The sequence below is a fragment of the Chryseobacterium sp. GP-SGM7 genome, assembly GCF_049166575.1.
Classification (GTDB): Bacteria; Bacteroidota; Bacteroidia; order Flavobacteriales; family Weeksellaceae; genus Chryseobacterium.
In genome coordinates this window covers 27,706-54,668 of sequence record NZ_JBMHFF010000005.1, presented here as the reverse complement: position 1 = coordinate 54,668, position 26,963 = coordinate 27,706, and the positions used below count along the sequence as shown (strand labels likewise).

Annotated in this window: 23 protein-coding genes; 11 read left to right on the top strand and 12 right to left on the bottom strand. The window is 32.9% G+C overall.

What is annotated here, in order from left to right:
• The first annotated feature begins 100 nt into the window (after positions 1-100).
• The gene (locus ACOOWA_RS16975) at positions 101-826 is read left to right on the top strand and encodes an SDR family NAD(P)-dependent oxidoreductase (RefSeq protein WP_421377004.1); all 726 of its coding nucleotides are present in this window, start codon (positions 101-103) and stop codon (positions 824-826) included.
• 145 nt (positions 827-971) lie between these two features.
• On the opposite strand, the gene ligD is transcribed toward ACOOWA_RS16975, so the two are convergent.
• Together ligD and ACOOWA_RS16965 are read right to left on the bottom strand one after the other, a co-directional pair.
• Positions 972-3,509, bottom strand: a complete 2,538-nt coding sequence (gene ligD / locus ACOOWA_RS16970) for a DNA ligase D (RefSeq protein ID WP_421377003.1) — start codon at positions 3,507-3,509, stop codon at positions 972-974.
• Positions 3,509-4,294: a Ku protein gene (locus ACOOWA_RS16965; RefSeq protein WP_421377001.1), complete on the bottom strand. Its 786-nt coding sequence runs from the start codon at positions 4,292-4,294 to the stop codon at positions 3,509-3,511. The genes ligD and ACOOWA_RS16965 overlap by 1 nt, the downstream gene beginning before the upstream one ends.
• A gap of 81 nt (positions 4,295-4,375) precedes the next feature.
• On the opposite strand from ACOOWA_RS16965, the gene ACOOWA_RS16960 reads away from it, so the two are divergent.
• Positions 4,376-5,149 (top strand): hypothetical protein, encoded by a 774-nt coding sequence (locus ACOOWA_RS16960; protein WP_421377000.1) that lies wholly within the window; start codon positions 4,376-4,378, stop codon positions 5,147-5,149.
• Positions 5,150-5,228: 79 nt separating this feature from the next.
• Here the strand turns inward: ACOOWA_RS16960 and ACOOWA_RS16955 are convergent, their stop codons facing one another.
• The 10 genes from ACOOWA_RS16955 to ACOOWA_RS16910 all read right to left on the bottom strand — a co-directional run bounded on the left by ACOOWA_RS16955 (position 5,229) and on the right by ACOOWA_RS16910 (position 15,395).
• A complete protein-coding gene (locus tag ACOOWA_RS16955) occupies positions 5,229-5,774 on the bottom strand; it encodes a hypothetical protein (protein ID WP_421376999.1) in 546 nt (181 codons plus the stop codon).
• A gap of 59 nt (positions 5,775-5,833) precedes the next feature.
• Positions 5,834-6,904 (bottom strand): hypothetical protein, encoded by a 1,071-nt coding sequence (locus tag ACOOWA_RS16950; RefSeq protein WP_421376997.1) that lies wholly within the window; start codon positions 6,902-6,904, stop codon positions 5,834-5,836.
• A 128-nt stretch (positions 6,905-7,032) separates the two neighbouring features.
• Positions 7,033-9,207 carry a DNA helicase RecQ gene (gene recQ, locus ACOOWA_RS16945; protein WP_421376995.1) on the bottom strand — a complete coding sequence of 725 codons (2,175 nt, stop codon included), beginning with the start codon at positions 9,205-9,207 and terminating at the stop codon, positions 7,033-7,035.
• Between the two features lie 207 nt (positions 9,208-9,414).
• Positions 9,415-11,169, bottom strand: coding sequence for an aspartate--tRNA ligase (aspS, locus tag ACOOWA_RS16940; RefSeq protein WP_421376994.1), 1,755 nt, complete (start codon positions 11,167-11,169; stop codon positions 9,415-9,417).
• Positions 11,170-11,306: 137 nt separating this feature from the next.
• Positions 11,307-11,741 (bottom strand): ankyrin repeat domain-containing protein, encoded by a 435-nt coding sequence (locus tag ACOOWA_RS16935; protein WP_421376993.1) that lies wholly within the window; start codon positions 11,739-11,741, stop codon positions 11,307-11,309.
• Positions 11,742-11,961: 220 nt separating this feature from the next.
• A complete protein-coding gene (locus tag ACOOWA_RS16930) occupies positions 11,962-12,174 on the bottom strand; it encodes a helix-turn-helix domain-containing protein (protein WP_421376992.1) in 213 nt (70 codons plus the stop codon).
• 3 nt (positions 12,175-12,177) lie between these two features.
• Positions 12,178-12,489: a DUF2975 domain-containing protein gene (locus ACOOWA_RS16925; RefSeq protein ID WP_421377154.1), complete on the bottom strand. Its 312-nt coding sequence runs from the start codon at positions 12,487-12,489 to the stop codon at positions 12,178-12,180.
• 420 nt (positions 12,490-12,909) lie between these two features.
• On the bottom strand, positions 12,910-13,566 hold the full coding sequence (locus ACOOWA_RS16920; RefSeq protein WP_421376990.1) for a DUF937 domain-containing protein: 657 nt from the start codon (positions 13,564-13,566) through the stop codon (positions 12,910-12,912).
• 66 nt (positions 13,567-13,632) lie between these two features.
• Positions 13,633-14,886 carry a protein O-mannosyl-transferase family gene (locus ACOOWA_RS16915; protein WP_421376989.1) on the bottom strand — a complete coding sequence of 418 codons (1,254 nt, stop codon included), beginning with the start codon at positions 14,884-14,886 and terminating at the stop codon, positions 13,633-13,635.
• Positions 14,886-15,395 (bottom strand): DUF2480 family protein, encoded by a 510-nt coding sequence (locus ACOOWA_RS16910; protein WP_421376987.1) that lies wholly within the window; start codon positions 15,393-15,395, stop codon positions 14,886-14,888. The genes ACOOWA_RS16915 and ACOOWA_RS16910 overlap by 1 nt, the downstream gene beginning before the upstream one ends.
• 103 nt (positions 15,396-15,498) lie before the next feature.
• Between ACOOWA_RS16910 and lpxB the strand changes: the two genes are divergently transcribed.
• From lpxB to rlmD, 9 genes are all read left to right on the top strand, one after another.
• On the top strand, positions 15,499-16,608 hold the full coding sequence (lpxB, locus tag ACOOWA_RS16905) for a lipid-A-disaccharide synthase (protein ID WP_421377152.1): 1,110 nt from the start codon (positions 15,499-15,501) through the stop codon (positions 16,606-16,608).
• Between the two features lie 54 nt (positions 16,609-16,662).
• Complete coding sequence (locus ACOOWA_RS16900; RefSeq protein ID WP_421376985.1) at positions 16,663-18,438, top strand: ComEC/Rec2 family competence protein; 1,776 nt, start codon at positions 16,663-16,665, stop codon at positions 18,436-18,438.
• Between the two features lie 144 nt (positions 18,439-18,582).
• The gene (locus tag ACOOWA_RS16895) at positions 18,583-19,245 is read left to right on the top strand and encodes a succinate dehydrogenase cytochrome b subunit (RefSeq protein WP_421376984.1); all 663 of its coding nucleotides are present in this window, start codon (positions 18,583-18,585) and stop codon (positions 19,243-19,245) included.
• A 15-nt stretch (positions 19,246-19,260) separates the two neighbouring features.
• Complete coding sequence (locus ACOOWA_RS16890) at positions 19,261-21,273, top strand: fumarate reductase/succinate dehydrogenase flavoprotein subunit (protein ID WP_421376983.1); 2,013 nt, start codon at positions 19,261-19,263, stop codon at positions 21,271-21,273.
• Complete coding sequence (locus ACOOWA_RS16885; RefSeq protein WP_421376982.1) at positions 21,274-22,461, top strand: AAA family ATPase; 1,188 nt, start codon at positions 21,274-21,276, stop codon at positions 22,459-22,461.
• Positions 22,454-22,894: a hypothetical protein gene (locus ACOOWA_RS16880; protein ID WP_421376981.1), complete on the top strand. Its 441-nt coding sequence runs from the start codon at positions 22,454-22,456 to the stop codon at positions 22,892-22,894. The genes ACOOWA_RS16885 and ACOOWA_RS16880 overlap by 8 nt, the downstream gene beginning before the upstream one ends.
• Before the next feature lie 3 nt (positions 22,895-22,897).
• A complete protein-coding gene (locus tag ACOOWA_RS16875) occupies positions 22,898-23,665 on the top strand; it encodes a succinate dehydrogenase/fumarate reductase iron-sulfur subunit (protein ID WP_267266974.1) in 768 nt (255 codons plus the stop codon).
• A gap of 136 nt (positions 23,666-23,801) precedes the next feature.
• Positions 23,802-25,382: a TlpA family protein disulfide reductase gene (locus tag ACOOWA_RS16870; RefSeq protein WP_421376980.1), complete on the top strand. Its 1,581-nt coding sequence runs from the start codon at positions 23,802-23,804 to the stop codon at positions 25,380-25,382.
• Between the two features lie 167 nt (positions 25,383-25,549).
• Complete coding sequence (gene rlmD, locus ACOOWA_RS16865; protein ID WP_421376979.1) at positions 25,550-26,956, top strand: 23S rRNA (uracil(1939)-C(5))-methyltransferase RlmD; 1,407 nt, start codon at positions 25,550-25,552, stop codon at positions 26,954-26,956.
• Positions 26,957-26,963: the final 7 nt, after the last annotated feature.

Here is a 26,963-nt window from a genome sequence, read left to right as displayed (position 1 = left end):
TCTCCTTCGTCCAAATGACAAACCGTTTAGTCGTTGTGTTTATTCGTGAAAATATTAGTGGAATTTGTGTTTAAAATTTAAAATAAAATATCTTTGTCCCATGAATCAAAACAAAATCATTCTCATTTTAGGTGCTAATTCTGATGTTGCCAAAGAAGCTATCAAACAATATATTGAAAAAGGGTTTTCCGTAATTGCTGCTTCCCGAGATACAAAATCTTTAGAAGAATTTGTTCAGGAAAATAATTTCAGCTCAAAAATGACGGTTTTATCTTTCGATTCAGTTGATTTTAATTCTCATCAAAAATTTTACGACGAACTTCCAGCAAAACCTCATATCGTTGTTTATGCCGCAGGTTTTTTAGTTGATAATGAAAAAGCTTTAAATGATTTTAAAGGAACTCAACAAATGATGCTCGTCAATTATATGGGAGCAGTTTCTATCCTGAATATTATTGCAACGGATGAAAGCAATCAAAATTTAGAAAGAATTATCGGATTGTCATCCCTTTCCGGAGTTCGTGGACGAAAAAGTAATTTTGTTTACGGAAGTACAAAAGCGGCTTTTACAACCTATTTAGCAGGTTTAAGACAGGAACTAGCTCCCAGAAACGTTAAAGTCAATGCTTTGGTAATTGGATATATCAGAACTAAAATAAATGAAGGATTACAATTGAATGAATCGTTGATTATGAAACCGGATTATGTAGCAAGACATATCGTCAACGCAGGAAATTCTTTCACGATTGTTCCCAATTTTAAATGGAAAATAATTTATCTGATTTTAAAAATTTTGCCGGAAAGTTTGGTCGCAAAGTTGCCGTGATTATTGTTTTTAGTAAATCAGCGGTTAGTTTGTCATCCCGTAGGGATCTCAGAATGGCATTAGAGAAGTAATCTGTAATAATTTGTGCTTAAGATTCTTTCAGAATGACAAACATAACGCAAAAAATTGTTATTATTTACAAACATCAATTCATTCCTTCCAACAATTCCAGTGCTTTCATCATGTCAATTCCCTTTCCCAAAACAGGCTTAAATAAATCTCCTTTTTCTATAATTCTTTCCAGTGCGTTATGAATAGTATAATCTGTAGGCTTTAATCCTTTTTTTAATTCTTCCCATTCCAAAGGCATTGAAACAGATGCACTTTCTTTTGGGCGAATGCTGTACACGCTTGCCAGAGTTTGTCCGGAACGGTTCTGAAGATAATCGAGATAGATTTTTTTGTCGTCACGTTTTTGTAAGCTTCTTTCTAAAGTTGTCAGTTTTGGTAACTTTTCATTTACCTGCTTCATGAGAATGTGGGCGAAATCTTTCACCTGGTCAAAATTATATTTTCCGCCCATCGGAATATAGATATGGATTCCTGTACTCCCGGAAGTTTTGCAATAGCCTTTAATTTTTATTGATTTTAAAACTTCATTTATCTGCAAAGCGGTTTCGATTACATCATCAAACGAGTTTTTCTTTGATGGATCGAGATCTAAAACCAAAAAATCAGGATTCTCTAAATCGGGAAGTGAAGAATTCCAGGGATTGAGGTCTATGCAGCCTAAATTATTCAGATACGCTAAAGTGGCTTTGTCGTTACAGTAAATATAATCGATGTTTTTGTCGGTTGATTCTGAATAAACTTTCGTTGTTTTTATCCATTCCGGAGTGTTTTTTCCTGCATCTTTCTGGTAAAAACCCATTTCTTCAATGCCGTTCGGAAAACGATTTAGAGAAAGCGGACGGTTTTTTAAATGAGGCAGAATGTATTTTGAAACAGATTGATAATAGTCGATCACTTCGCCTTTAGTCACTCCATCTTTGGGAAAGTATATTTTATCCTGATTAGTCAACTTAATTTTCCGTCTGTTTAAGATTATTTCAGGATCTTTTTCATCTGAAACTGCTTTTTTGGGTGAAGTTTTAGCTTTCATTTCTTTAGTTTTTTGATTAAGATCTTCAGGATTTTTATCTTCCCGAATTGCCACGAAAACAGGATGTCTGAAAATGCCGTCTTTTGTAATTTCTGAGAATTTTATTTCGCAAACCAATTCTGCTTTCGTCCATGTAACCGGCATATTTGTTTTAGGTACATTTTCAAACGGTGACGTTTTTGTGACCAGTTTTAAGAGTCTTTCGTGAATTTCATTAATTAAATCTTTATTAAAACCAGTTCCTGTATGACCAGCATAAATCAGTTTTCCGTCAATGTGTTTTCCAAGAATTAATGCGCCAAAACCTTCTCTTGAGCCTCGTGGTTCTGTAAATCCGCAAATAATTGCTTCTTCTGTATTGGTGAATTTTATTTTGAGCCAATCTGAGCTTCGGCTGTTTTCATTGTAAACGCTGTCCGATTTTTTAGCAATCATTCCTTCCAGTTGCATCTTCTTCATCTGTTCAAAAAAATCAATACCTTTCTCCGGAATATGGTCACAGTATTTGATCACATCGGTTTCAATTAGAGCATCTTTCAGCAGCTCTTTGCGTTGAATTAGAGGAAGTTCTTCGGTAGAATGACCATTTAGCCACAACAGATCAAAAACCTGATAGGTTAAAGCTAAATCTGAGTTTTCGCCAATTTGTTGTAAGAATTGAAAACTTGGTTTTCCATTTTCGTCGTAAGCAACAATTTCTCCATCGAGAATCATTTTGTGTTTTTGATTTTCGAAATCAACGGCAATTTTATTAAATTTAGATAAGAAAGAAATCCCGTTTCGGGAATAAAATAAAGGTTGTTTTTTGCTTAGATCGGCAATAGCTCGATAACCGTCCCATTTAATTTCGAAAACCCAGTCTTCATCATCAAAGGGTTTGTCATGCAATTTTGCTAGCATTGGTTTAATATAATTCTCCAGTTTCTTTTCGTCCACTAAGGAATTGAAACGTCGAAATACTGGTTTTGTTTCAGAAGTTATGACCTCTTTTTGCTGCTTTTTGGGCTTTTTTTTTTCCTCTAAAAATTTGGTGACCTGAGAATTTTTTGCGGTATTTTCTTCGGCATCATATTCATCTTTTGCAAATTTATCTTTATGTTTGATGAGAAGCCAGGCGTTGTTTTCGGCATTTTTCATTTTAACCAAAGCGAATTCACCCTTTAATTTTTTTCCGTGAAGAATAAATTTTAGTGAGCCTGCTTTCAATTCTTTCAGCAATTCTTTTTCATCTGAAAGTTTAGAGGTTTCATCTAAAGGTTCATACGTTCCGCTGTCCCAAACCTCAACTTGTCCGGCGCCATAATTTCCTTCAGGAATATTCCCTTCAAAATCTTTATAATCATAAGGATGATCTTCTACCATCATCGCTAATCGTTTGTCTTCAGGATTTAGGGACGGACCTTTGGGAACTGCCCAGCTTTTTAAAACACCTTCCATTTCTAATCTGAAATCATAATGTAATCTTGATGCAGCATGTCTTTGAATAACAAAAATAAGTTTTTCGTCACTTTTCTTTGTTTTACCTTTTGGTTCGCTTGTCGCATCAAATTTCCGTTTTTTATTGTAATCTTTAAGGGCCATTATGATGCGTTTTTAGATTTAGGAGTTTGTAGGCTGGCTTTTAGCTGTGCCATCAGATCGATTACTTTACCTTGTTTTGCAGGTTCAGTTTTTTTAAGCTTCACAGATTTTCCTTTGGCTTTTTTCTTGATAATTTTTAAAAGTTCCGCAGAATAATCGTTTTTGTAAAATTTAGGGTCAAATGGTTCTGAAAGCTGCTCGATGAGATTTTTTGCCATTTTCAGTTCAGAAGGTTTCGGAGCTTTTTTAGCAGGAATTTTCAAATCTTTGTAATCTCTGATTTCCTGATCAAATCTAAGACGGTTCAAAACCAGTATTTCATCATTATAAGGACGAATCATCCCTATTGCTTCACTGTCACGAAGTACAAAAGTTCCTATTCCGACCATTTTTGTCTGCTGAAGAGCCTTAATTAAAAGTCTGTAAGCATTTTCTCCATTCTTTTGAGGTTCCAGAAAATAAGGAGTTTCAAAATAAACAGAATCTACTTCTGCCTCTTTCACAAAATGCTCAATAGACAGAATTTTAGATTTTTCGGGACTTGCCGCAGCGTAATCATCTTCATCAAGAACAACATATTTGTCATCTATGAGAAAGCCTTTTACAATATTTGCCCATTTCACTTCCTTACCTGTTTTTTCATTAACTCTTTTGAATTTGATATTAGAAAAATCAGATTTATCCAGCATATCAAGATCAAGCTTACTTGTTTCTGTCGCAGAATAAATTTTCACAGGAATATTGACTAATCCAAAGCCGATGGCACCGTTCCAGATTGCTTTCATTGTAATTTGATTTGCTGAAAATCTGCAATCATTGTGCCGTGAAAAATTATTTGTAATTTCAACGCAATTAAATAATTTTAAATGAAAACAATTTTTACGGTTTTATGTGTGATCGGAATCAATATTTTCCTTTCTGCGCAAAAGGTTGATTACAAGAATAATATTATTACTGTCGATGGTCAGAAAATAGGAAAAGTTGAAGTGCAGAAACAAAATTTAGGCTTGACCAAAAACTTCAATCTGTATTCGATGGAAGGAGAAAAATTAGTAATTGCAGTTTTGAGTACCGAGTTTGAGGGTGATAAAAATGACAATACAACAATGTATTATCGTTTTACTTTTTTACCGACCAATCAGGTTGGAATTTTCAAATTATCAACTTTAGGTATGGAAAAAGGTTTTGTAAATCTTATAGGAAAAGGCGGGGTTGTTGAGGGAAACAGCCTAAATGAAGCTAAAATTACTGAACTTATAGCCTCAAAAGGTGTTTCACCACGAACTGCTGTGAATTATACTTTAGTCTCGCGTAACAAAAATTGGCCGATTGAATTAAAAGAAACTAAGGCAATCGAACAGGGTGGTGAACAAATCGGTTTTTTTACTTCCACAGGAAGCAGAAACGGACAGGATTTTTATGAATTTTTTATTCCGGGAGGAATTTTGGTTGCTAAAGTGAATTTTGCAGGTGGTAATAATGCGCAAAATTTTGAACTGTTTAGTGCGAAAGATAATGTGCGAAAAGTGGTTTCTATTCCTCAAAAAGATAATGTGAAATTTCTTTCGTCTGCGGTAGACCCGAATGCTCTTACTTTAAAAAGAATTACGGCTTGGTTGGTACAAAACGGATATTTGTAACCAGTTTTACAGTAAAGTTTCATATAAAAACCGGAGAAATATTTCTCCGGTTTTTTATGTTTTTAGTGATAAAACAAAATTAAATTTCTTCAAATTTTGCTTTATTTTCAAGATAAATAATTGTTTTGTCAAGGTTTTCTTTATCAATATTAGCTTTTTCTAAAATGAAGTTCAGAAACGATGAAGCTGTAATGTAAAGATATTTGTCGTCTAAGATGCAATAGGTAATTTCGCTCCAGATAAAACTGTATTCTGCTTTGTAACTTTTAAAAGAAAAATGACTAGGAGTATATTCCCAGATTACATCTTTTGAATTTGTTTTGAGATTGTAAATTTCTTTTTCAATGATTTCCTCATGTCTTTTTTTTGCTTTTTTGTATGAGGAATAATAAGAGAAATAATACGAAAATGCAGCTAATGAAAACCCGAAAAAGAACCCTGCGAAACGATAGCCTTCTGCAAGAATAATTAGAGTTCCCACTAATGTAAATAGAATTCCATAAAATAGATTTTTACTGTTATTTTTAAGATTATCCTTCCATAATCTTTTAAATTCATATTGATTGATCTGTTTTAAAATTTCTTCAGAGGTTGGAGTGTTGTAGATTAGGATTTCTTGGTTCATAGTTTAAATTTATAAAAGCAGAAAAATATTTAATTTCTAAAGGTAAAATTACCTTACAATCAATAATATTCAATCTTTCTGATGTATTTCTTTTTTTGATTCTCCTTTTTAGGTGCATCCTTATTGTAAATTACGTTTACCATTTCAGAAATATTGATCTCATTCCAGTTTCCGTTTTTATCATAAGTATAATGCAACTCCCTTATGAGTTCATTTTTATCATCGTAATATTTCTGTGCGGATAACTTTTGGTTTTCATCATATTCATAAACTGTTTTGTATCCGGCTTTATTGTCAGAAACATTCTGTTTTTCTATTACTTTGCCTTTTAGTTTTGGGTATGTTTTTTCAATCTGATACAGTTTTTTATCTTTTGGTGGACTTGCAGAATATCTCAAAATTTTTGCACTGTCTTTTTCTTTAAAATATTCATATGAAGTTTCGTAGAAGCTATTGTTATAGTTTTGTTTTTCAAGTTTTATTCTTCCTAGATTATCGTAAAAATAACTTGTCTTTGATTCAGGGCGGTTTTCACTTTTACTTATTTCTTCGGTTTTCAAATTACTTTTATTGTAAATATTTTTAATGTTTGAAAGCAATTTGTTTTCATCGTCAAAACTTTCTCTTGAAAGGAGTTGAGAATTCGCATTAAAAGTAGATTTTGCTATAGAAGTGAGATATCCTTCTGAGGTAAAATATTTTTCTAAAACAACATTACCTTTTTTATCAACAGTTTTATAGGTTTTATTTTTTACACTGGGATCGTTCGTTAGATAATCAGAATACGGGTATTTTTGATTTTCTTTGATTGAAAATTTAGAAAAATAGCTGTCGAAATTATCACCGCAAGATTCACAGAGCGTAGTAATAATTTGATTAGGTTTGTATTCGTTTCGCTCTTCGCGTCTCAAATATCCGTCATTATATTTCTTTGCAACAAGAAGTCTTCCTTTTGTGTCGAAAGTTTTAAATTCAACAGGATTTTCTTTGTTACCATATTCAATGATATATAAATAGATGGATTTTATATTTCCCTTCAATTTTTCATTTTCGGAAGTATAATCCTGAGCTGAAGTAAAAATACTCAGAAGAATAAAAATATAATATAGTTTTGGTATTAACTTTTTCATGAGAAAACAAATAATTCTGAGCACTAATTTAAATATATTTAGATCAATATTCGTTTTTCATGTAAAAAACCTGCTTTTTATTGAATAGAAATTTCTGTAACTTTTGAGATAGCCAGAAAGTATAAATTTTATTGATATGATTTGTAATAGGCAATAGCAACATTAATTTCAAAATAAGAAAAACCGTCACACAATTCTTCTTTTATGGCTTTCAAAGATGGCAGTTTCTGGTTTTTTGCAATTTCGATAATTGTTTCTGCTTTGCTCATATCCATCAATTCGCTTGGTTTGATAGTTCCCACGGTTACAAAATTTACTAAATGATTTTGAATGGTATTGATAGCCAGATTTCTATTTTCAGCAATTTCTTCGATACTATTTCCTGCCTTGAACATTTGAAAAGTGGTGGTAAAAGTTCCCGCTTCGTATTTATTTGTACTTTTCGCAACCATATTCTTTTTAGGTTTTTTAAATGTAATTTTACTGCTCAAATTATGGATTTTACAAAACTCAACTATTGTAGGAAGAAACAAATCTCCATATTTTTCAATTTTAAAAGCGCCGAAACCACTAATATGATTCAATTCTTCTTTTGAATTGGGTATGAAAGTTGATAACTCCAGTAACGTCGCATCCGAGAAAATAACATAAGGCGGAACATTTTCACGCTCGGCGATTTCCCGTCTCAAAGTTCTCAATTCTGCAAACAAATCTTGATTGGAATCAAAGTCATGCGTTGAGTAATCGTTCTCCATTTCCTCGACGACAACAGCTTTGGCGTGTTCTTTTACTTTTTTGAACTCAACTTTTTTGCCTTTGAATAAAACCAGCTTACTCTCTTCATTTAATTTTAAAACAGAAAATTCATCATTCGATTCACTTAGAAAACCATTGTTGAGCAATTGTCTGATTAAATTTTGCCAATAATTTTTACCGTGATTAATTCCGATTCCATACGTTGGCAAACTACGCATATAATCTGTAATTTTCACACCTTTTGAACCTCGGAGAAAATCAATAATTAAGTTTTTACCGTAACGTTCTTTTAGCCTGAAAATAGCACTTAATAATTTTTGAGAATCAGTAGTTGCATCCCAAGCTTCAAATTCACTCAGGCAATAATCGCAGGAATTGCAATTTCCACCGTGTTTTTCGCCAAAATATTCCATTAAATATTGTCGTCGACATTTTTGCATTTCGGCAAAATCTGACATCTGCTGTAGTTTTTGCAACATCAGATCAGATTGTTCTTCGTTGCCTTCTATCATTGCAAATTTTTTTAATTTGATGACATCCGCATAGGAATAAAACAAAATCGCTTCACTCGTCAAACCGTCTCTTCCCGCTCTTCCGGTTTCCTGATAATAACTTTCAATGTTTTTCGGCAAATCTGCGTGCATCACAAAACGTACATTACTCTTGTCGATTCCCATTCCAAAAGCAATCGTAGCAACTATTACCCGAATTTTGTCTTTCAAAAAATCTTCCTGAACCTTTGCTCTTTCCGCAGATAAAAGCCCGGCGTGATAAAAGGCCGAATTGATGCCGTTTTCCCGTAATTTATTCGACATTTCCTCTGTCCCTTTTCTTGATAAACAGTAGATAATCCCGGAATCTGTCGGGTGTTCATTCAGGTATTGAATGATATTTTCAAGCACAGATTGTTTTGGCTGAACAAAATATTTGATGTTGGCTCTGTCAAAAGACGAAATTAGAACCAGCGGATTTTGCAGATTCAGTTGTTTACAGATGTCTTTTCTTGTAATTTCGTCTGCACTCGCCGTTAAAGCAATAACCGGAACATCTGGAAATTGATTTTTAATGCCATTTAAAAACAAATAATCCGGACGAAAATCGTGACCCCAATGCGAAACGCAATGCGCCTCATCAACGGCAAACAGAGAAATATTGACTTCTTTCAGCATTTCTAAAAACGCACCGTTTTCCGAACTCAGTTTTTCGGGAGCAACGTACAAAAGTTTGAGTTTGCCATTTTTTAACTGGTTTAAAGTGTCATTTTGCTCAAAAGAACTCATCGAAGAATTGATGTATGACGCAGAAATTCCGTTGATGCGCAACGCATCAACCTGATCTTTCATCAAAGCAATGAGCGGAGAAATTACAATCGCAGTTCCATTTAAAACCAATGCAGGAACCTGATAACAAATGGATTTTCCTCCACCAGTTGGCATCAGAACAAATGTATCTTTTTTCGCAATTACGTTTTCAACCGCATTCGATTGCTCAAGGCGGAAACTGTCGTAGCCGAAATATTGTTGGAGAACTTGTAATGGAGTTTTCATTTTTTCAAAATTTGTGTTTGAGTAAAAATAGGAAATTATTAATTAGTTTTTATTTTGAATCTGAAGAAATGATTCATTTGTTTTAAAAAAATAAAACCCAATGTCAAAGGTAAAAAATTGATGATTTATATTTTCTACGAAATTAATAAACTCTTGTTTTGTCATATTCAACATAAAAAAAAGCGAAGAAAAATCTCCGCTTTTAATTTATGCTTTTAAATTCAATTTCAATTCCAGCTCATCTAGTTGCTCATCCGCAATTTTACTTGGCGCATCAATCATTACATCTCGTCCGGAATTATTTTTCGGGAAGGCGATGTAATCTCTGATCACTTCATTTCCGTCTAAAATGGCAACCAAGCGGTCAAAGCCAAAAGCTAAACCACCGTGAGGCGGAGCACCATATTTGAAAGCGTTCATTAAAAATCCGAATTGGGCTTCTGCTTCTTCTTTTGAGAATCCTAACAAGTCAAACATTCTTGATTGTAAATCTTTATCGAAAATTCTGATAGAACCACCGCCAATTTCGTTTCCGTTTAAAACCAAATCGTATGCATTGGCTCTTGCTTTTCCTGGGTCAGTTTCCAACAAGTGAAAATCTTCGGTTTTCGGAGAGGTGAAAGGATGGTGCATGGCGTGGTAACGCCCGCTTTCTTCGTCGAATTCCAGTAACGGGAAATCTACCACCCAAAGTGGCGCAAATTCGTCTCCTTTTCTTAAACCAAGACGGTTTCCAAGTTCCATTCTTAAAGCCGAAAGTTGCGTTCTTACTTTGTCTGCATTTCCGCTCATTACAAACATTAAATCTCCTGCTTTTGCACCGAATTTTTCTGTGATTTTCTTTAAATCTTCTTCGTTGTAAAATTTATTGACAGAAGAAGTTACAACACCATCATTTTGGAATTTAATCCAGACCATTCCGGTTGCACCAATTTGAGGGCGTTTTACCCAATCAATCAATTCATCGATTTGTTTTCTGGTGTAGTCTGCAATTCCTTCAACATTAATTCCTACTACTAATTCAGAATCGTCGAATATTTTAAAATCTTTTCCTTTTGCTAAATCATTCAGCTCTACGAATTCCATTCCGAAACGGATATCTGGTTTATCGTTTCCATATTTTTGCATTGCATCGGCGAAAGTCATTCTCGGGAAATTTTCAAAATCTTTTTCTGTAATGTCTTTCAGTAAAGTTTTGGTCATTCCTTCGAAAACATTCATAATGTCTTCTTGTTCTACGAATGCCATTTCGCAATCGATTTGTGTAAATTCAGGCTGTCTGTCGGCTCTCAAATCTTCATCACGAAAACATTTTACGATTTGGAAATATCTGTCCATTCCGCCAACCATCAGTAATTGTTTGAAAGTTTGCGGAGATTGAGGAAGTGCATAAAACTGTCCCGGATTCATTCTGCTTGGAACCACGAAATCTCTTGCGCCTTCCGGAGTAGATTTAATTAAAACCGGAGTTTCAACTTCGATAAAACCTTCGTCTGATAAATAATTTCTCACTTTCTGCGCCATTTTGTGGCGGAAAATCAGTTTGTCTCTTACGGGAGCTCTTCTGATATCAAGGTAACGGTATTTCATTCTCAGTTCTTCGCCACCATCGGTTTCGTCTTCAATCGTGAAAGGAGGAAGTTGAGATTCATTTAATACAGTAAATTTTTCAACTAAAATTTCAATTTCTCCAGTCGGAATATTGGGATTTTTACTTACTCTTTCGATTACTTTTCCTGAAACCTGAATCACAAATTCACGTCCCAGTTTTTTTGCATTTTCCATCAATTCCGCTGTAGAACGGTCTTGGTCGAAAACCAATTGTGTAATTCCGTAACGATCCCGAAGATCTATCCAAATCATAAATCCTTTATCACGAATGGTTTGTACCCATCCTGAAAGTGTAACTTCTTCATTAAGATTTTTGAGAGATAATTCTCCGTTTGTGTGCGATCGAAACATAATTATTTGTTTAAAGTTCAATGTATAAAGTTCAAATTAGAACTTTGAATTTTCCGTTGGCAAAGATATGATTTTTGAAGGTTTTAAAATAAAAAAACTCCCCTAAGGAAGTTTAAATATAATATTGTAAAAATTTTTTAAAGAATTGCAGCTGTATCAGAATGCTTGTTTTCTAAAGCATAATCTTTTGCTGTTTTGCCATTACGATCTTTTGTTTCTTTTTTGGCGCCGTTTTTTAAGAAAAGTTTCACGGTATCTGTATATCCATACATTGCTGCATACATGAGTGGAGTAACATCACTGCAAGACTTGTTCACGCTTATGTTATTTGCAAGTAAATAGTTGATTACATTTACTCTTTCATATCTTGCGCTTAAAGAAAACATATTGTAAGAAACTCCTTTGATGTCAAAACATTTAATAAAATCTTCTTGCTTGAAAACTCTTTTTATGTCTTCTATTTTGTCCGTCTGGAAAACTTTCATCTTCTCATTAGAAAGTTCCTGTGCAAACAATCCATTGCTAAAAATAGCAATTCCGAATAGTAAAGAAGTACTAATTATTTTTTTCATAAATCTTAATTTTATCTGATATAATATACAAAGCTAAATAATTTTTTTAATATATGTTGTTAATTATTAATCTATTTGGTTGCTTTTTTTGAAATTCAGTAAATAAATTTTCAAGAAATTGGTAAATAAGAATTTTGCAAAAACACAATGTAGAATTTTACATATTATATGGAAGTTTAAAAAGTCTGTTAGATTATTTTTTATAAATTAAAAAGTCTGATTAACTATTTTCGGGCAGATACTCTAAGAGATCTCCAGGCTGACAATCGAGTGCTTTGCAAATTGCTTCCAATGTTGAAATTTTTAAGGCTTTTGCTTTTCCGGTTTTTAAAATGGAAAGATTGGCCTGTGTAATTCCTATTTTTTCTGCAAGTTCCTGAGACTGCATTTTTCTTTTCGCCAACATGACGTCTACGTTAATAATGATTGGCATAATTTAAATTGTTAGATCGTTTTCAGACTGTAATTGATAACCTTTTTTGAAGAATGCAGAAGTGAAATACATTGTAATTCCTAAAAAGAAGAAAATTAAGCACGTAATAATCATAGAGCTATCTAAACTGGCATTAAAAAGATATACCCAAATGAAAAAATATAGTGGAGCGTATAGAATATTAATAATGGAAAATATTTTTAGATAATGTATTATTTTTTCAGTAAAAAGATTATGATTTGTTAGATGATTAAAGATTTTATACAAATAGAAAAAAAATAGACAGAAGAATATATTTTGAAACGAATGGAACATTACAGTTTGTTTTGTGAAAAATCCCATCATCATTTGTTGATTAGAAAATGGATATTTAAAGATAAAATAAACCTCAAATTTAGGCGAATAATTTTCTTTTGATTTTCCTATTTCAATGACATCGGATAATAGACTCTCAGAGTAATTGTAGTTGTAGTAGCCAACTCCGAATAAAAAGCTCATGTAAAAGGAGTGTATTAACAAAAAGATAAACAGTGAGAGGAATAAGTAAGATAGTCCTGTAGAGATAGATTTTGGTCCAAGTAATTTCATTGCTTTAATGTTTTATTATTGCAAAGATATAATTAATTATTGTTTTACGATAATTAATTATTAAAATTTTAAAATATTTTAAATTTAGATATAAAAAATACCGAAGAAAAAATCTCCGGTACATCTTATTATTATGTGTTTAAAAAACTACTTTCCTCCAAAAAGTCCGCCTAGAATATCTCCTAAACCACCGCCTTGTTGTTTTTGTTGTCCGCTTCCGCCAAGAACGCTTCCTAAAATATCGTTTAAAGGATTTCCGGAAGATTGCGATTGTCCACCTCCTAAAACACTTCCAAGAATATCGTTCAGAGGATTCGACTGTTCTTGCTGAGCCTGATTTTGAGCACCACCCAAAATTCCGCCTAAAAGATCTCCAAGACCTCCTGCTCCAACATTGTTTTGTTGCTTTTCTTTTCCGATATAACCCATAATTACAGGAGCAAGCATCGCCAAGATGGGTCCGATTTTATCAATTGAAATTCCTGTATTCTGAGATAATTGATTTTCAACAGTGTTTTTTTCGCTTCCAAAAATATGCGAAAGGATAGATCCGCCCTCATTTTGTCTTGTTTCAAGTTGTGAAGCATCATCTAAGATACTTCCGTCATGGTCTTTATCTAATGCGTTGTTCAAAGCTTCTGCTTCATCAGCATCCTGAGATTTGTTTCTAAGATAAGAAATGACAAGCGGAGTAGCCACTGCCAAAAGTGCGATAATTTGATTTTTGCTGATTCCGAATTTGCTTTCAGCCTGTTCTGCAACCTGATTTCCGGTGTTTCCTGTAAGTAAGTCGATTAAACTCATTTTGTGTTTATTTTAGCTTGTTAATAAAATCAAAGTTATCAAAAAAATAGTATCAATGTGTAAAAATTATAATTTTTTGATTTCCTGATCTGTATAGTTTTTATCTTTTAATAATTCAATGTATTCTTCAGCACATTTTGTCATCCAATCCATAGGATCTGGAGATTTTTTTTTATCGATGGTAAATTCCAATATCCCGACATTGTCATTCATCCACGGTAAAAGATAATAACGCAACCCACCTTTGTAAGATTTTGATTGGGCAAAACTTTCTGTAAATTCAGATTTACTCAACACTTTATTAGTAACGAAATAAAATAAGGGAATCATTAATGAAGAAAGGGCAATCAGTTTTTTTATTTTTAATGAAAAAATATTATTTAAACCTACACTGATAAATAATGCAATAATAAAATTGAATGGAATAAAGTATACATAATTGTCTGAAACTCCAAAAACGGTAGAAAAAATAAATATTGGAGCTGCAGAGCCGATAAGAAAGAAGAAAATAGTCTTCGCTCTTTTAAAAAGTATCATCATTCCGGGTATTGAAAAAATAATAAAATACCAAAAATTATAAAATAAATATCCCAAACTTAGGATGAAGCTTTTAAGAATATTCGTATCTGTAATTTTTTCTGAAACTACACCAGAAGAATATACAACTGATAACGGTTCGTTATTTTTTAAAGGAAAAATAAAAAGCGAAAGAAATAAAGTTCCCAAAATAGCCAATGAAATAAACTTTGTTTTGCTTGAAGATTTAATAAATACCAATACAGCAAATGCAGGATAAATTAATATATTTTGAATGTGGCTGTACAGACTTATCCCTAAAATTACGGAAGAAATAATATACAGTTTTTCCTTATCATTAATTAAAGCATGTAAAGTATAATAAAAAAAAAGGGCAATAAAAAGAAGATTAAAAGTATAGATTTCTATGATCTCAGTATTTTTCCAAAACGAGAAGCCAAATCCGAAAACAATGGAAGAAATAATAGACACCAAATTGTTTTTTGTAAGTAATAAAGAGGTTTTGTAAACTATAGGAATGCACAAAGCTGCAGAAAGAATAGTTACCAATCTTGCCACTTCACTGCTTTTAATAAACGGGAATATTTTTTTAATTAAAACTAAAGTATTGCTGTACAGAAAATGCGCATAAGTAGATGTAGAATCAATGAATTGTCCTTTTTCAGTCAACAAAGCAAATCCTATACAGTCTCCAAATGGTATTTTAGAGAAACTTCCTAGAATATAAATTATAAGAAATGCCCCAAAAAGAATAACTGGCGATAGTTTTTCAAAACTCAGCATTAATTTTTCAGAATCGGAACATTAGAACAGGCTTCACCGAACATCAGAGATTTTACAATAGGCTGAATTTTTTCTACCAGTTCTACATAAGCATTTTCCGGAATCAGTTTGTCTGAACAGCCTTTTACTAACACTCTTTTGCCATTCATTTCAGAAAAATCGTGATTGGTAATGGCATCATGCATCAGAATTATTTCTAAATTTTCTGAATTTCCGTAAACGATTTTCCTGGTAACGTCGGTCAATTTTGCAGTAATTAAAAAATAGGCCCAGAGCGGAACAATTGCATCTGCAGAATTATAGACATAAACATAAGAATCTCTATAATCTTCTACATTAATTGCAGCCACTTTTTCACGGAAATCTTTTTCTTTCAAAACCATTTCCATAAATAGAAAATCTTTCAAGTCAATTCCTTTTCTTGCACCTTTCGGAACCAGATCGGTAAGGTCGAAATTGATTAATCCACTTGCGGCTACTTTATTTTTTATTTCAAATTCTTCTGACATTTTTATCATTATCTTTGACGCAAAATTACTTATTTCAAATTTGAAATCTGAATTTTGATATTTGAAATTCAGAAAATCAATCGTCAATCATTACTCATCGTTTATGAAGTATTATATCATCGCAGGTGAAGCTTCCGGAGATTTGCACGGAAGCAATTTAATGAAAGCTTTAAGAGAAAAAGATTCCAACGCAGAATTCAGATTTTGGGGTGGAGATCTCATGCAGAAACAAGGCGGAACTTTGGTAAAACATTACCGCGATCTGGCTTTTATGGGGTTTCTTGAAGTGGCGATGAATCTGAGAACGATTTTAAATAATATAAAAATCTGCAAAGAAGACATCAAAAATAATAAACCCGATGTTCTGATTTTGGTTGATTATCCCGGTTTCAATCTGAGAATTGCAAAATTCGCCAAAGAATTGGGCATTAAAGTAATCTATTATATTTCTCCTCAACTTTGGGCCTGGAAAGAAGGTCGCGTAGAAATCATCAAAAAATATGTAGATGAAATGATGGTAATTTTGCCATTTGAGGAAGATTTTTATCAAAAACACGGCGTGAAGTCTCATTTTGTAGGTCATCCTCTGTTAGATGCAATATCATCACTTCAGGAAATTAATATTGAAAATTTTAAATCTGAAAATGGTTTAAACGAAAAAGAAATCATTGCACTTTTGCCGGGTTCCAGAAAACAGGAAGTCGAAAAAATGCTTGAAATCATGCTTTCAGTTCGTCCGCATTTTGAAAATTATCAGTTTGTGATTGCGGGCGCACCAAGTTTAGATAAAGATTTTTATCAAAAGTATGTTGATGAAAATGTGCATTTTGTGTCCAACAAAACCTATGATTTGCTGAGATGTTCAAAAGCCGCTTTGGTCACTTCTGGAACGGCAACTTTAGAAACTGCTTTGCTGAATATTCCCGAAGTGGTCTGTTATCGCGGAAGCAAAATTTCTTACGCTATTGCCAAAAGACTGGTGAAAAATATCAAATATATTTCTTTGGTAAATTTGATTATGGATAGGGAAGTGGTGAAAGAGTTAATTCAAAGCAAGCTCAATACAAAAAATCTTGTCAAAGAATTAAATTTCATTATTGATGGTGAAAAAAGAAGTGAAATGCTTCAAGATTTTAAATTACTTAGAGAAAAATTAGGCGGAAAAGGAGCGAGTGAAAATGCAGCCGATATTATTTTAAATCTAAAAAAGTAGCATAATTTAATTTTCGCATTCAAAAATTTTCTAACTTAGTCTGTACAAACACAAATGATTTTGGACAGACAACCTCTCTTGATTCTTGTCATTTCTTTTATCCTTGGAATTTTCTTTCAGGATCAGTTTTCTTTTGAACTGTATTCTATTTATCTGATTTTACTATTTTCTCTTCTTGTCTTTGGATTACTTTTTCAGAAAAAAAGGATTTTATTCAAGCTTAGAAATGTTTTTCTCGTAAGTTTATTTTTCGGATTAGGAATTTCGTTTCATTTTTACAATCAATTGAGTAAAGAAAAATTTAATTTAAAAACCAATGAAACCATAATTTTTAAAGTTTCAAAAAAATTAAATTCAAACGAAAAATATAAAAAGTATGAAGTTTTCGCTGAGGTTGAAAATCAGTCTTTTAATGCGATCGTAATCGTAGAAAAGGATCAAAAGGAATTAGATTTCGCTCATTATTACAAAGCAAAAGCTTACGTTCTTCAACCCAAATCTCCAGAGCACGATTTTCAGTTTGATTATTCTAAATATTTACAGCGAAAAAATATTCATTACCAGTGTTTCGTCAATGGAGAAATTTCTTCTGCAACAAGAAACGATTTAAGTTTTTCTGAAAAAACTAAGCAAAAGCGATTAGAAACTTTACAGGAAATCGATCATTCTACGATGAATTTTCGCAGTCGTGAATTTTTAAAAGGAATTATTCTCGCAGACCGCACAGAAATAGATTCTGAAACCGTTCAGGATTTTAACCGTTCCGGTTTGGTGCATTTTCTGGCGATTTCAGGAACGCATATTGTCGTTATTTTCGGGATGTTTTATTTTTTAATGATGAGGTTTTCGCCGGTTAAATTTAAAAAATATGCAATCATTACCAGTTTGCTCTTAATCTGGATTTTTGCTGTTTTCATCGGATTCGGAAATTCTGTAGTACGCTCATGCATTATGATTTCTGTGTATTTTATATATGTTTTGCTTCAAAGAAAACCAGATTTATTGCATTCGGTGGCACTTTCTGCGATGATTATTTTAATGATTGACACTCAGCAGATTTTCGATGTCGGTTTTCAGTTGAGTTTTCTTGCCGTTTTGGGAATTTATTGGCTGAATCAACCAATTTTAAAATATCTTCCGAGGCAGGATAATTATTTCAAAAAAATTATTTACAATACAGTTTCCATTTCTATTTCTGCACAATTGATGACTTTGCCATTGGTTTTGTATTATTTTCACCAGTTTTCTTTGATTTCTGTTTTGGCAAATTTCTTTATCGTTCCTTTTTCAGAGTTGATTATTGTTTTTTCGTTTGTGATGACCGCATTAATCGGGTTCAATTTAGATTTTGAATTTATCAATACTATTTATGATTTTTTAATTCAAATCTTATTGAAAATCATTCATTGGTTTGCGGGCTTTGATTTTGTCTTTTTTGAAAATATTCCTTTACATTTAGCTGAGGTTTTTGCTCTGTTTGGGATCGTTTATTTTCTGAAATTTGTTTTGGATAAATTCAGCCTGAAAAGCATATCAAATTTAACGATGGTCGTTTTCGTATTTTTAATTATTAGAATTTCATTCAATGTATTTGAAAATAAGAGAGATGAATTTCTTATCCATCATTATAAAAAAGAGACAATTATCTCAATCAAAAAAGGACATAAAGTAGAATTTTGGGTGACTTCTGAGAAAGACAAAAATAAAATTCGACAATATGTTATTAATCCTTATTTGTCTTCACGGAGAATAAATAATTTCGTAATTAAAAATATTCCGAGTTCTGCAAAAATAGTGAAGTTTGAAGACAAGATTTATCAATTAAAGTAATCTCAGGTTTTGTAGGTTTCTCTTGAAATAAATACCGTTAAAAATCTTATTTAGAAACATTACAAACTGTCTAATAGTGAGATTTCTCACTTTTAGTATTGTTAACATTTCCTAATTTTGTGGAAATTCAAATTTGAGCTTAATATGGCAAGTTTAACAAGTTCTACAATAGGTAGGAAGTATGCAATGGCACTTTCGGCAATGTTTCTGCTGATCTTCTTGGTAATGCACATGTCTACCAATATGATGTCTGTTTTCAGTGAAGACGTTTTTAATGAGGCGTCACATTTTATGGGATATAATCCTGCGGTGCAGTATTTGATGCAGCCGATTCTTATGTTTGCTGTGATCTTTCACTTTGTGATGGGTTTTGTTTTAGAAATTAAAAACAACAAAGCACGTCCTGTAAAATATGCAAACAATAATGGTGCAGCAAATTCTACATGGATGTCTAGAAACATGATTATTTCAGGAGCGGTAATTCTTGCGTTTCTTGTTCTTCACTTCTATGATTTTTATTTTCCGGAAATGAACTACAAATACATCCAGGGAAATATTCCGGATGAAACAAGATACTTCGCAGAATTACACCACAAATTTCACGATATCTGGAGAGTAGTTCTTTATGTGATTGCTTTTGTGCTTTTAGGTTTACACTTAGCGCATGGTTTCCAGTCTTCATTCCAATCAATTGGAGCGAGACACCCAAAGTACACTCCGGTAATCAAAGCTTTCGGAAATTGGTATTCAATCCTGATTCCTGCGGGCTTTATTTTTATTGCAATTTTTCATTACGTAACTCAATAATATCACATACTAATTATGAGTAAATTAGATTCAAAAATTCCTGCAGGTCCGTTAAAAGACAAATGGAAAAATCATAAAGACCATATGAACCTTGTTGCACCAAACAACAGAGATAAAATTGATATTATTGTTGTTGGTACAGGTTTGGCAGGTGGTTCTGCTGCAGCTACACTGGCTGAACAAGGATATAATGTAAAAGCATTCTGCTACCAGGATTCTCCAAGAAGAGCGCACTCAATTGCAGCTCAGGGAGGGATCAACGCAGCTAAAAATTATCAGGGAGACGGTGACTCTACTTACAGACTATTTTATGACACGATTAAAGGTGGAGATTATAGAGCGAGAGAAGCAAACGTTTACAGATTAGCTGAAGTTTCTGCAAATATTATCGACCAATGTGTTTCTCAAGGAGTTCCTTTCGGGAGAGATTATGGCGGACAATTAGATAACCGTTCATTCGGTGGAGTTCAGGTTAAAAGAACTTTCTACGCAAAAGGACAAACTGGTCAACAGTTGTTATTAGGTGCATATTCTTCATTAAGCCGTCAAATCGGTAAAGGAAGAGTAAAAATGTACAACCGTCACGAAATGCTTGAATTGGTAATCGTTGATGGAAAAGCAAGAGGAATCATCGCAAGAAACTTAGTGACAGGTGAAATCGAAAGACACTCAGCTCACGCAGTCGTTATTGCTTCAGGAGGTTACGGAAACGTATATTTCCTTTCAACGAACGCAATGGGATCAAACGTTTCTGCAGCCTGGAAGATTCACAAAAAAGGAGCTTACTTCGCAAATCCTTGTTATGTTCAGATTCACCCGACTTGTATTCCTGTTCACGGAACACAACAATCTAAACTGACTTTGATGTCTGAATCATTAAGAAACTCTGGAAGAATCTGGGTTCCTAAAGATATTAAAGATTCAGTAGCAATCAGAGAAGGGAAGCTCAGACCTGAAAATATTAAAGAAGAAGATAGAGATTACTATTTAGAAAGAAGATATCCTGCATTCGGAAACTTGGTTCCTCGTGACGTTGCGTCAAGAGCGGGTAAAGAAAGATGTGATGCTGGCTTCGGAATCGAAAATAATGATACTAAAGAAGGTGTTTACTTAGATTTCTCTACAGAAATCATGAAAAAAGGTAAAGAATCTGCCATCGAAAAACATATTCAGAATCCTACAGAACTACAAATCTACGACTTAGGAAAAGCCTGGATTGAAGAAAAGTATGGTAACTTATTCGTAATGTATGAAAAAATTACTGCGGATGATCCTTACAAAACTCCAATGAAAATTTATCCTGCCGTTCACTACACAATGGGTGGTGTTTGGGTTGATTATAATTTGCAGTCTACAATTCCTGGATGTTTCGTTGTTGGAGAAGCAAACTTCTCAGATCACGGAGCCAACAGATTGGGAGCTTCTGCATTAATGCAAGGTTTGGCAGACGGATATTTCGTTCTTCCTTACACAATTGCTGATTATCTTTCTGCAGACATCAGAACAGGAGAAATTCCTACCAATTCTGCTGAATTTGATGCGGCTGAAAAAGAAATCAAAGACAAAGTAAACTTCTTTGTTAATAATAAAGGAACACATTCAGTAGATCATTTCCACAAAAAATTAGGACACATTATGTGGAATAAGGTCGGAATGGGAAGAACTCCTGAAGGTTTAAGACAGGCTATTGCAGAAATCGACGAATTGAAAAAAGATTTCTGGCAAAATGTAAAAGTAATGGGTGAAACTGAAGGGATGAACACAGAGCTTGAAAAAGCGTTCAGAGTAGCAGATTTCATCGAACTTGGACAGTTAATGGCAATTGATGCACTACACAGAAATGAATCTTGCGGAGGACATTTCAGAGAAGATCATGCGACTCCGGAAGGTGAAGCTGAAAGAGACGATGTGAACTTTAAATATGTAGGAGCTTGGGAATATCAAGGTGATGATATTAAGAATGAAGTTCTGCATAAAGAAGATCTTATTTACGAGAACATCGAAGTTAAAGCGAGAAGTTACAAATAAATGCAGGAACGGTTAGTCATAAAAAATTTTGGTCCCATAAAATCTGTTGATTTAAATTTGGGTAAGATGACTATTCTTATTGGTGAGCAAGCAACAGGGAAAAGTACTGTTGCTAAGGTTTTAGCAGTTTGCAGATATTTTTCATATATCGTTGATCGGTTTGAAAATAATGATAGTTATTTTTCAATTGGATTAGAAAATTGGGGTATTTTTGAATATGTTAAAGAAAATTCACATATTGAATATTTTTCTGAGCATTACGATTTAATATGTAAATCGAAATATGGTGATTTTGATCCTTGGATAGATAAAGAATTTAGTAAAAAGCCTTATTTTAATTTAGAATTAACTCCAAAAACATCTCAATTTGAAGAGTTAATAAATGAGTATAATAATATTCAAAAAAAACAATTTAACTTAAACATTCCGATTTATTTCTACCAAGAAAGAATTGCTTCTGTATTATCAAATCCATTTTTTATACCAACTGAAAGAGGTTTACAGTCCATATTTTCTCTAGGGAAAAATTCAATTCAAAATTTATCTGATTCTCTTTTTGTCCAATTTGCTAAGTTAGACCAAATTTCAAAATCATTTATTGGAGAAGAAGTTAAGATAGATCCCTTAAATATTTACTTTAAAAATTTAAATGGAGATGGAAAGATTAGAAAAGAAAATGAGAATGAATATTATTCTTTAAGTAAGAGTGCAAGTGGCTATCAATCATTAATTCCTATTATCTTAGTTATCAAGCATTATAATAATAGAAAAAAGAGTAAAACTTTTATTACAGAAGAACCTGAAATTAATCTTTTTCCAAAAGCACAAAAAGATTTAGTAGAGTTCTTTGTAGAATCTATGAATAACTTCAACCATCAGTTTTTATTGCCTACACATTCTCCTTATATATTAAGTTCTATAAATAATTTAATGTATGCGTATAAAGTTGCCACTGAATTTAAAGCTGAAAATGAAGTTACAGAAGTTGTAAATGAAAAATATTGGTTGAATTCTAAAGATGTTGAAGTTTATTTATTGTCATACGGTAAATCTACGAGCTTAATTGATAAAGAAGAGGGATTAATTAATATAGATGCTTTAGATGGTGTTTCGGAAATAATAAATGATACTTTTGATAAATTATTGGCAATTGAAATAAGTAAAACGAAAGATATTGATAATGATTAAATGTGAAGATTTAGAAAAGTGCTATTCTGAATTTTCAGATAAGAGGAAAACACTAAAGGATAAAAAAGGTGGAACTTCTAGGTTGTTAGTTGAAAATAAAAGGCAAAAGAAGTTTAACATTATTGATTTTGAAGATTGTGTCTACAAATCAAAACAACAAGAAACAAAATGTGATTTTGCAGTATTAACTGATACCGAAATCATATATGTAGAACTAAAAGGCAGCGATGTGAAACAAGGTATATTTCAGTTAAAATCAACAATTGAAGATACTAAAAATTGTTTCAAAAATTTGAATTTCAAAGGCAGTATAATCGTTACAAAATTTTCGAAACCTAATTTAGTTAAACAAAGAAAAGACTACAAAGATTTAGTACGACTTTTACAAAAAGAACCAATTATTAAACAAAATATCCACACTGAAAATATATAAATTATGAGTGCGAAAAAAGGATTACACTTGACTCTGAAAATTTGGAGACAAAAAAATACGAAAACTAAAGGTCAGTTCGAGACCTACAAAATATCAGATGTATCTACAGATTCTTCATTCTTGGAGATGCTGGATATTCTGAACGAAAATCTTATCAACGAAGGAAAAGAACCAATCGCTTTTGATCACGACTGTCGTGAAGGAATTTGCGGAATGTGTTCTCTTTACATCAACGGTAGAGCGCATGGTCCGGATACAGGAATTACAACGTGTCAGCTTCATATGAGAATGTTCAAAGACGGTGAAACGATCGTTATTGAACCTTGGAGAAGTGCGGCATTCCCTGTCATCAAAGATTTAATGGTAGACAGAAGTGCGTTTGACAGAGTAATGGCTGCAGGTGGATTTATCTCGGTCAACACTTCTGGAAATACGCTTGATGCCAACGCAATTCCGGTTCCTAAAGAAGATGCAGATAAAGCAATGGATGCTGCAGCTTGTATTGGTTGTGGAGCTTGTGTAGCTACTTGTAAAAATGGTTCTGCCATGCTATTCGTGGGAGCTAAGGTTTCTCAGTACGCATTGTTACCTCAAGGTAGAGTAGAAGCAAAAAGAAGAGTTCTGAACATGGTGAAAGCGATGGATGATGAAGGATTCGGAAACTGTTCAAATACAGGAGCTTGTGAAGTAGAATGTCCTAAAGGAATTTCTCTTGAAAATATCGCAAGAATGAACAGAGAGTATATGGCTGCTTATGCAGACAGAGGATAATCTGTTTTAAAATAAATCATAAAAATCGTCTTCTTCAAAGAAGGCGATTTTTAGTTAAATGTTTCATAAAATAAGTTTAAAGATTATATCTAGTTGAGTGGAAAAACTTATTTTTGCTAAATTATTTATAAACAAAATGAAATCTGAAATTCAATCATTCAAAAAAAATTATAATACGAAAATGATTAAAAAATATCTTTTGATGTTTGTCATTGCAATATTCGCAGTGTCTTGTTCAAAAAAAGTTGAAGTAAAAGGAAAAATTGCAGGTGGTTCTCCATTAGAGAGAATTGATTTTGCTGAAGCTTCAGGTGTTGCTACATTGCCTTTGGTAAATATTGGTATTGATAAGGACGGAAATTTCTCAGGAAGTTTTGAAGCTCCAAAAAATGGAATGTATGTTATCAATTATGCAGGAAAGCAAAATTTGATTTTCCTTAAAGGAGGTCAGTCTATAAATATTTCTGGTAATTCTGCTACATTCCCGAATGAATATGTAGTTACAGGTGATGGTAAAGCTGACAATGATTTCTTTCAGGCTTGTCAGAAATTCTTGATGACTTACGGTCAGACTCTTAATATTCAGGAATTGGCTTCGGGTGATGAAGCGAAGTATGTAAAAGGAATGCAGAAAATTGAAGCTGATATTAATAAAAATATTGAAGAAAACATCAAAAAATTCAATCCTGGAAAAGAGGTAGTAGAATGGAAAAAAACGGATGCTAAAGTGGCAATTCTTAATTTAATGGTAAATTATGAAATGACTAAAAAGCAAATGTCGGGTAATAATCCTTCATTCAAATTGGGAAAAGTTTTCACAGATTATGAAACCAAACTTCAGGAGAATAAAGATGCAATGATAAAGATGAGTCCGTTTTACAGACAATATCTTTTAACAAAAATGAGTTCAGGCTTCCAGACTTTCGCTCAGGCAAAAGCGCAGGGTAAAACAGATATTACGACTTCAGAATTATTTAGTGAATATTTAAAAGGTCAGAAAGAAGTTTCTCAGACTGAAAAAGATTATTTACTGGCTTTTGTAATGGCTCAGTCTGATATTCATCCGCAAACTCCGGCTGCGACTACTGATAAAATCAAAAAAATCATCGAAGAAGATATCAAAGATGCTACCATTAAAGCAGATTTGAAAAAAATGCAGTTTGCAATCAACGGATTTAAAGTTGGTGATGATGCTCCGGAAGCTTCTTTGGTAAAACAAGACGGTTCAGCTTACAAATTAAGCGAGAACAAAGGAAAACCTTACATGATGGTATTTTATGCATCTTGGAATCCTTACATCGCTGAAGGAACGGTTCCTGTTTTGAAAGAAGTTGTAAATTTCTACAAGTCTAAAATGAATTTTGTATTCGTAAATCTTGATGATACTAAAGATCAGTTTACAAAAACAAGCAATGCTTTATTAAAAGGAATTCCAGGAACAAATGTTTATGGTGACGGAGGTTTAAACTCAGATATTGCTAAAAAATATGGTGTTTATGGTTTCAAATTGCCAAGCTTTGTAATCGTTGATAAAAACGGTAAAATTGCAAGCAGATCATTCAACAACCTTGGAGATCAGGATTTGATTACCGTTTTGGATAAGCAAACAGGTTTATCTGCCCCAAAAGTGAATCCTCAAGCTCAGTTGCAGCTTGATCCTTCAGCATTACAGCAAGCTCCGCAAACTGAAACGGCTCCTGTAGAAGCAAAAAAATAAAAACTTAAATAAAATATAAAGAAAACCTTGTCTTCGGATAAGGTTTTTTTTATTGTATTTTTGCAGACAGATTTGAAACTGAAAGGTTTCAGGGAATTTATTAGAAAAAATAGAAAAATTGGACGGAATGTAGAGTAGGAAGCTATTTTCCGTCAAAGTGAATTGTTATGAGAAAGAAGAAAGACGTAATTCTTGAAAATATAAAACTTTTTGCAGCAGGAGCAAAAGGCGTAGCTATCGGAAAAACTGAAGAAGGAAAAACGGTGTTGATTTCGGGAGCTATTCCCGGAGATGTTGTGAATGCAAGAGTAAAAAAATCAAAATCAAAATATTTTGAGGCTGAAGTAAAAGAAATTGTTGAAAAATCACCTTTTAGAGTGGAGCCAAAATGTATTCACTTCGGAACTTGCGGTGGATGCAAATGGCAGAATATGAGCTATGAAAAGCAACTTGATTTTAAACAGGAAGAAGTTTATAACAATATCAAAAGAATTGGCGGAATTGAAGATTTTGAAACCGTTCCGATTTTGGGTGCAGAAGAGCAATATTTCTACAGAAATAAAATGGAGTTCTCTTTTTCAAACGCAAGATGGCTTTCTCAGTATGAAATCAGTTCTGAAGAAAATTTTGGAAGCAGAGATGCGCTTGGTTTTCATATTCCGGGAATGTGGAGCAAGATTTTAGATTTAAAAGAATGCTACTTACAGGAAGATCCTTCGAATGCAATTCGTTTGGCAGTTAAAAAATTCGCTGAAAATAAAGGTTTAGATTTTTTCGATGTGAAAAGTCAGAAAGGTTTTTTGAGAACTTTGATGATGAGACAAAATTCTAAAGGAGAATGGATGGTTTTATTCCAGCTTTACAGAGAAGAAAAAGAAAACCGAACTCAGCTTTTTGACTTCTTGTTGGAGCAATTCCCGCAAATCAAAACGTTGGTTTTTGCGATTAATCCAAAACAAAATGATTCAATTTATGATTTGAATGTCAATGTTTATTTTGGAGAAGGATTTTTAATGGAAGAAATGGATGGTTTAAAATTTAAAATCGGTCCGAAATCGTTTTTCCAGACAAATTATAAACAAGCTTTAGAATTATATAGAAAAACTCTTGAATTTGCCGACTTAAAAGGTGATGAAGTCGTTTACGATTTATACACAGGAACAGGAACGATTGCACAGTATGTTGCAAGAAATGCTAAACACGTCATCGGAATTGAATCTGTACAGGAAGCAATTGATGCGGCTATCGAACACGCTGAATTGAACGGTCTTACGAACACGACTTTCTATTGCGGAGATATGAAAAATGTCTTTAATGATGAGTTTTTAGAAAACCATCCAAAAGCTGATGTTTTAATTACCGATCCACCAAGAGACGGTATGCACCAAAAAGTGGTTGAGCAGATTTTAAAATTAGCTCCTGAAAAAGTAGTTTATGTAAGCTGTAATTCTGCAACGCAGGCAAGAGATTTGGCTTTGATGAAAGATCATTACACTTTGGTGAAAATTTTACCGGTAGATATGTTCCCGCAAACGCATCATGTTGAAAATATTGCGTTACTGATTAAAAAATAATTTAATT

Bases quoted from the DNA above. Each gene is read 5' to 3' on its own strand.
- ACOOWA_RS16975 (WP_421377004.1), top strand. From the start codon at position 101: ATGAATCAAAACAAAATCATTCTCATTTTAGGTGCTAATTCTGATGTT.
- ligD (WP_421377003.1), bottom strand. From the start codon at position 3,509: ATGGCCCTTAAAGATTACAATAAAAAACGGAAATTTGATGCGACAAGC.
- ACOOWA_RS16965 (WP_421377001.1), bottom strand. From the start codon at position 4,294: ATGAAAGCAATCTGGAACGGTGCCATCGGCTTTGGATTAGTCAATATT.
- ACOOWA_RS16960 (WP_421377000.1), top strand. From the start codon at position 4,376: ATGAAAACAATTTTTACGGTTTTATGTGTGATCGGAATCAATATTTTC.
- ACOOWA_RS16955 (WP_421376999.1), bottom strand. From the start codon at position 5,774: ATGAACCAAGAAATCCTAATCTACAACACTCCAACCTCTGAAGAAATT.
- ACOOWA_RS16950 (WP_421376997.1), bottom strand. From the start codon at position 6,904: ATGAAAAAGTTAATACCAAAACTATATTATATTTTTATTCTTCTGAGT.
- recQ (WP_421376995.1), bottom strand. From the start codon at position 9,207: ATGAAAACTCCATTACAAGTTCTCCAACAATATTTCGGCTACGACAGT.
- aspS (WP_421376994.1), bottom strand. From the start codon at position 11,169: ATGTTTCGATCGCACACAAACGGAGAATTATCTCTCAAAAATCTTAAT.
- ACOOWA_RS16935 (WP_421376993.1), bottom strand. From the start codon at position 11,741: ATGAAAAAAATAATTAGTACTTCTTTACTATTCGGAATTGCTATTTTT.
- ACOOWA_RS16930 (WP_421376992.1), bottom strand. From the start codon at position 12,174: ATGCCAATCATTATTAACGTAGACGTCATGTTGGCGAAAAGAAAAATG.
- ACOOWA_RS16925 (WP_421377154.1), bottom strand. From the start codon at position 12,489: ATGTTCCATTCGTTTCAAAATATATTCTTCTGTCTATTTTTTTTCTAT.
- ACOOWA_RS16920 (WP_421376990.1), bottom strand. From the start codon at position 13,566: ATGAGTTTAATCGACTTACTTACAGGAAACACCGGAAATCAGGTTGCA.
- ACOOWA_RS16915 (WP_421376989.1), bottom strand. From the start codon at position 14,886: ATGCTGAGTTTTGAAAAACTATCGCCAGTTATTCTTTTTGGGGCATTT.
- ACOOWA_RS16910 (WP_421376987.1), bottom strand. From the start codon at position 15,395: ATGTCAGAAGAATTTGAAATAAAAAATAAAGTAGCCGCAAGTGGATTA.
- lpxB (WP_421377152.1), top strand. From the start codon at position 15,499: ATGAAGTATTATATCATCGCAGGTGAAGCTTCCGGAGATTTGCACGGA.
- ACOOWA_RS16900 (WP_421376985.1), top strand. From the start codon at position 16,663: ATGATTTTGGACAGACAACCTCTCTTGATTCTTGTCATTTCTTTTATC.
- ACOOWA_RS16895 (WP_421376984.1), top strand. From the start codon at position 18,583: ATGGCAAGTTTAACAAGTTCTACAATAGGTAGGAAGTATGCAATGGCA.
- ACOOWA_RS16890 (WP_421376983.1), top strand. From the start codon at position 19,261: ATGAGTAAATTAGATTCAAAAATTCCTGCAGGTCCGTTAAAAGACAAA.
- ACOOWA_RS16885 (WP_421376982.1), top strand. From the start codon at position 21,274: ATGCAGGAACGGTTAGTCATAAAAAATTTTGGTCCCATAAAATCTGTT.
- ACOOWA_RS16880 (WP_421376981.1), top strand. From the start codon at position 22,454: ATGATTAAATGTGAAGATTTAGAAAAGTGCTATTCTGAATTTTCAGAT.
- ACOOWA_RS16875 (WP_267266974.1), top strand. From the start codon at position 22,898: ATGAGTGCGAAAAAAGGATTACACTTGACTCTGAAAATTTGGAGACAA.
- ACOOWA_RS16870 (WP_421376980.1), top strand. From the start codon at position 23,802: ATGAAATCTGAAATTCAATCATTCAAAAAAAATTATAATACGAAAATG.
- rlmD (WP_421376979.1), top strand. From the start codon at position 25,550: ATGAGAAAGAAGAAAGACGTAATTCTTGAAAATATAAAACTTTTTGCA.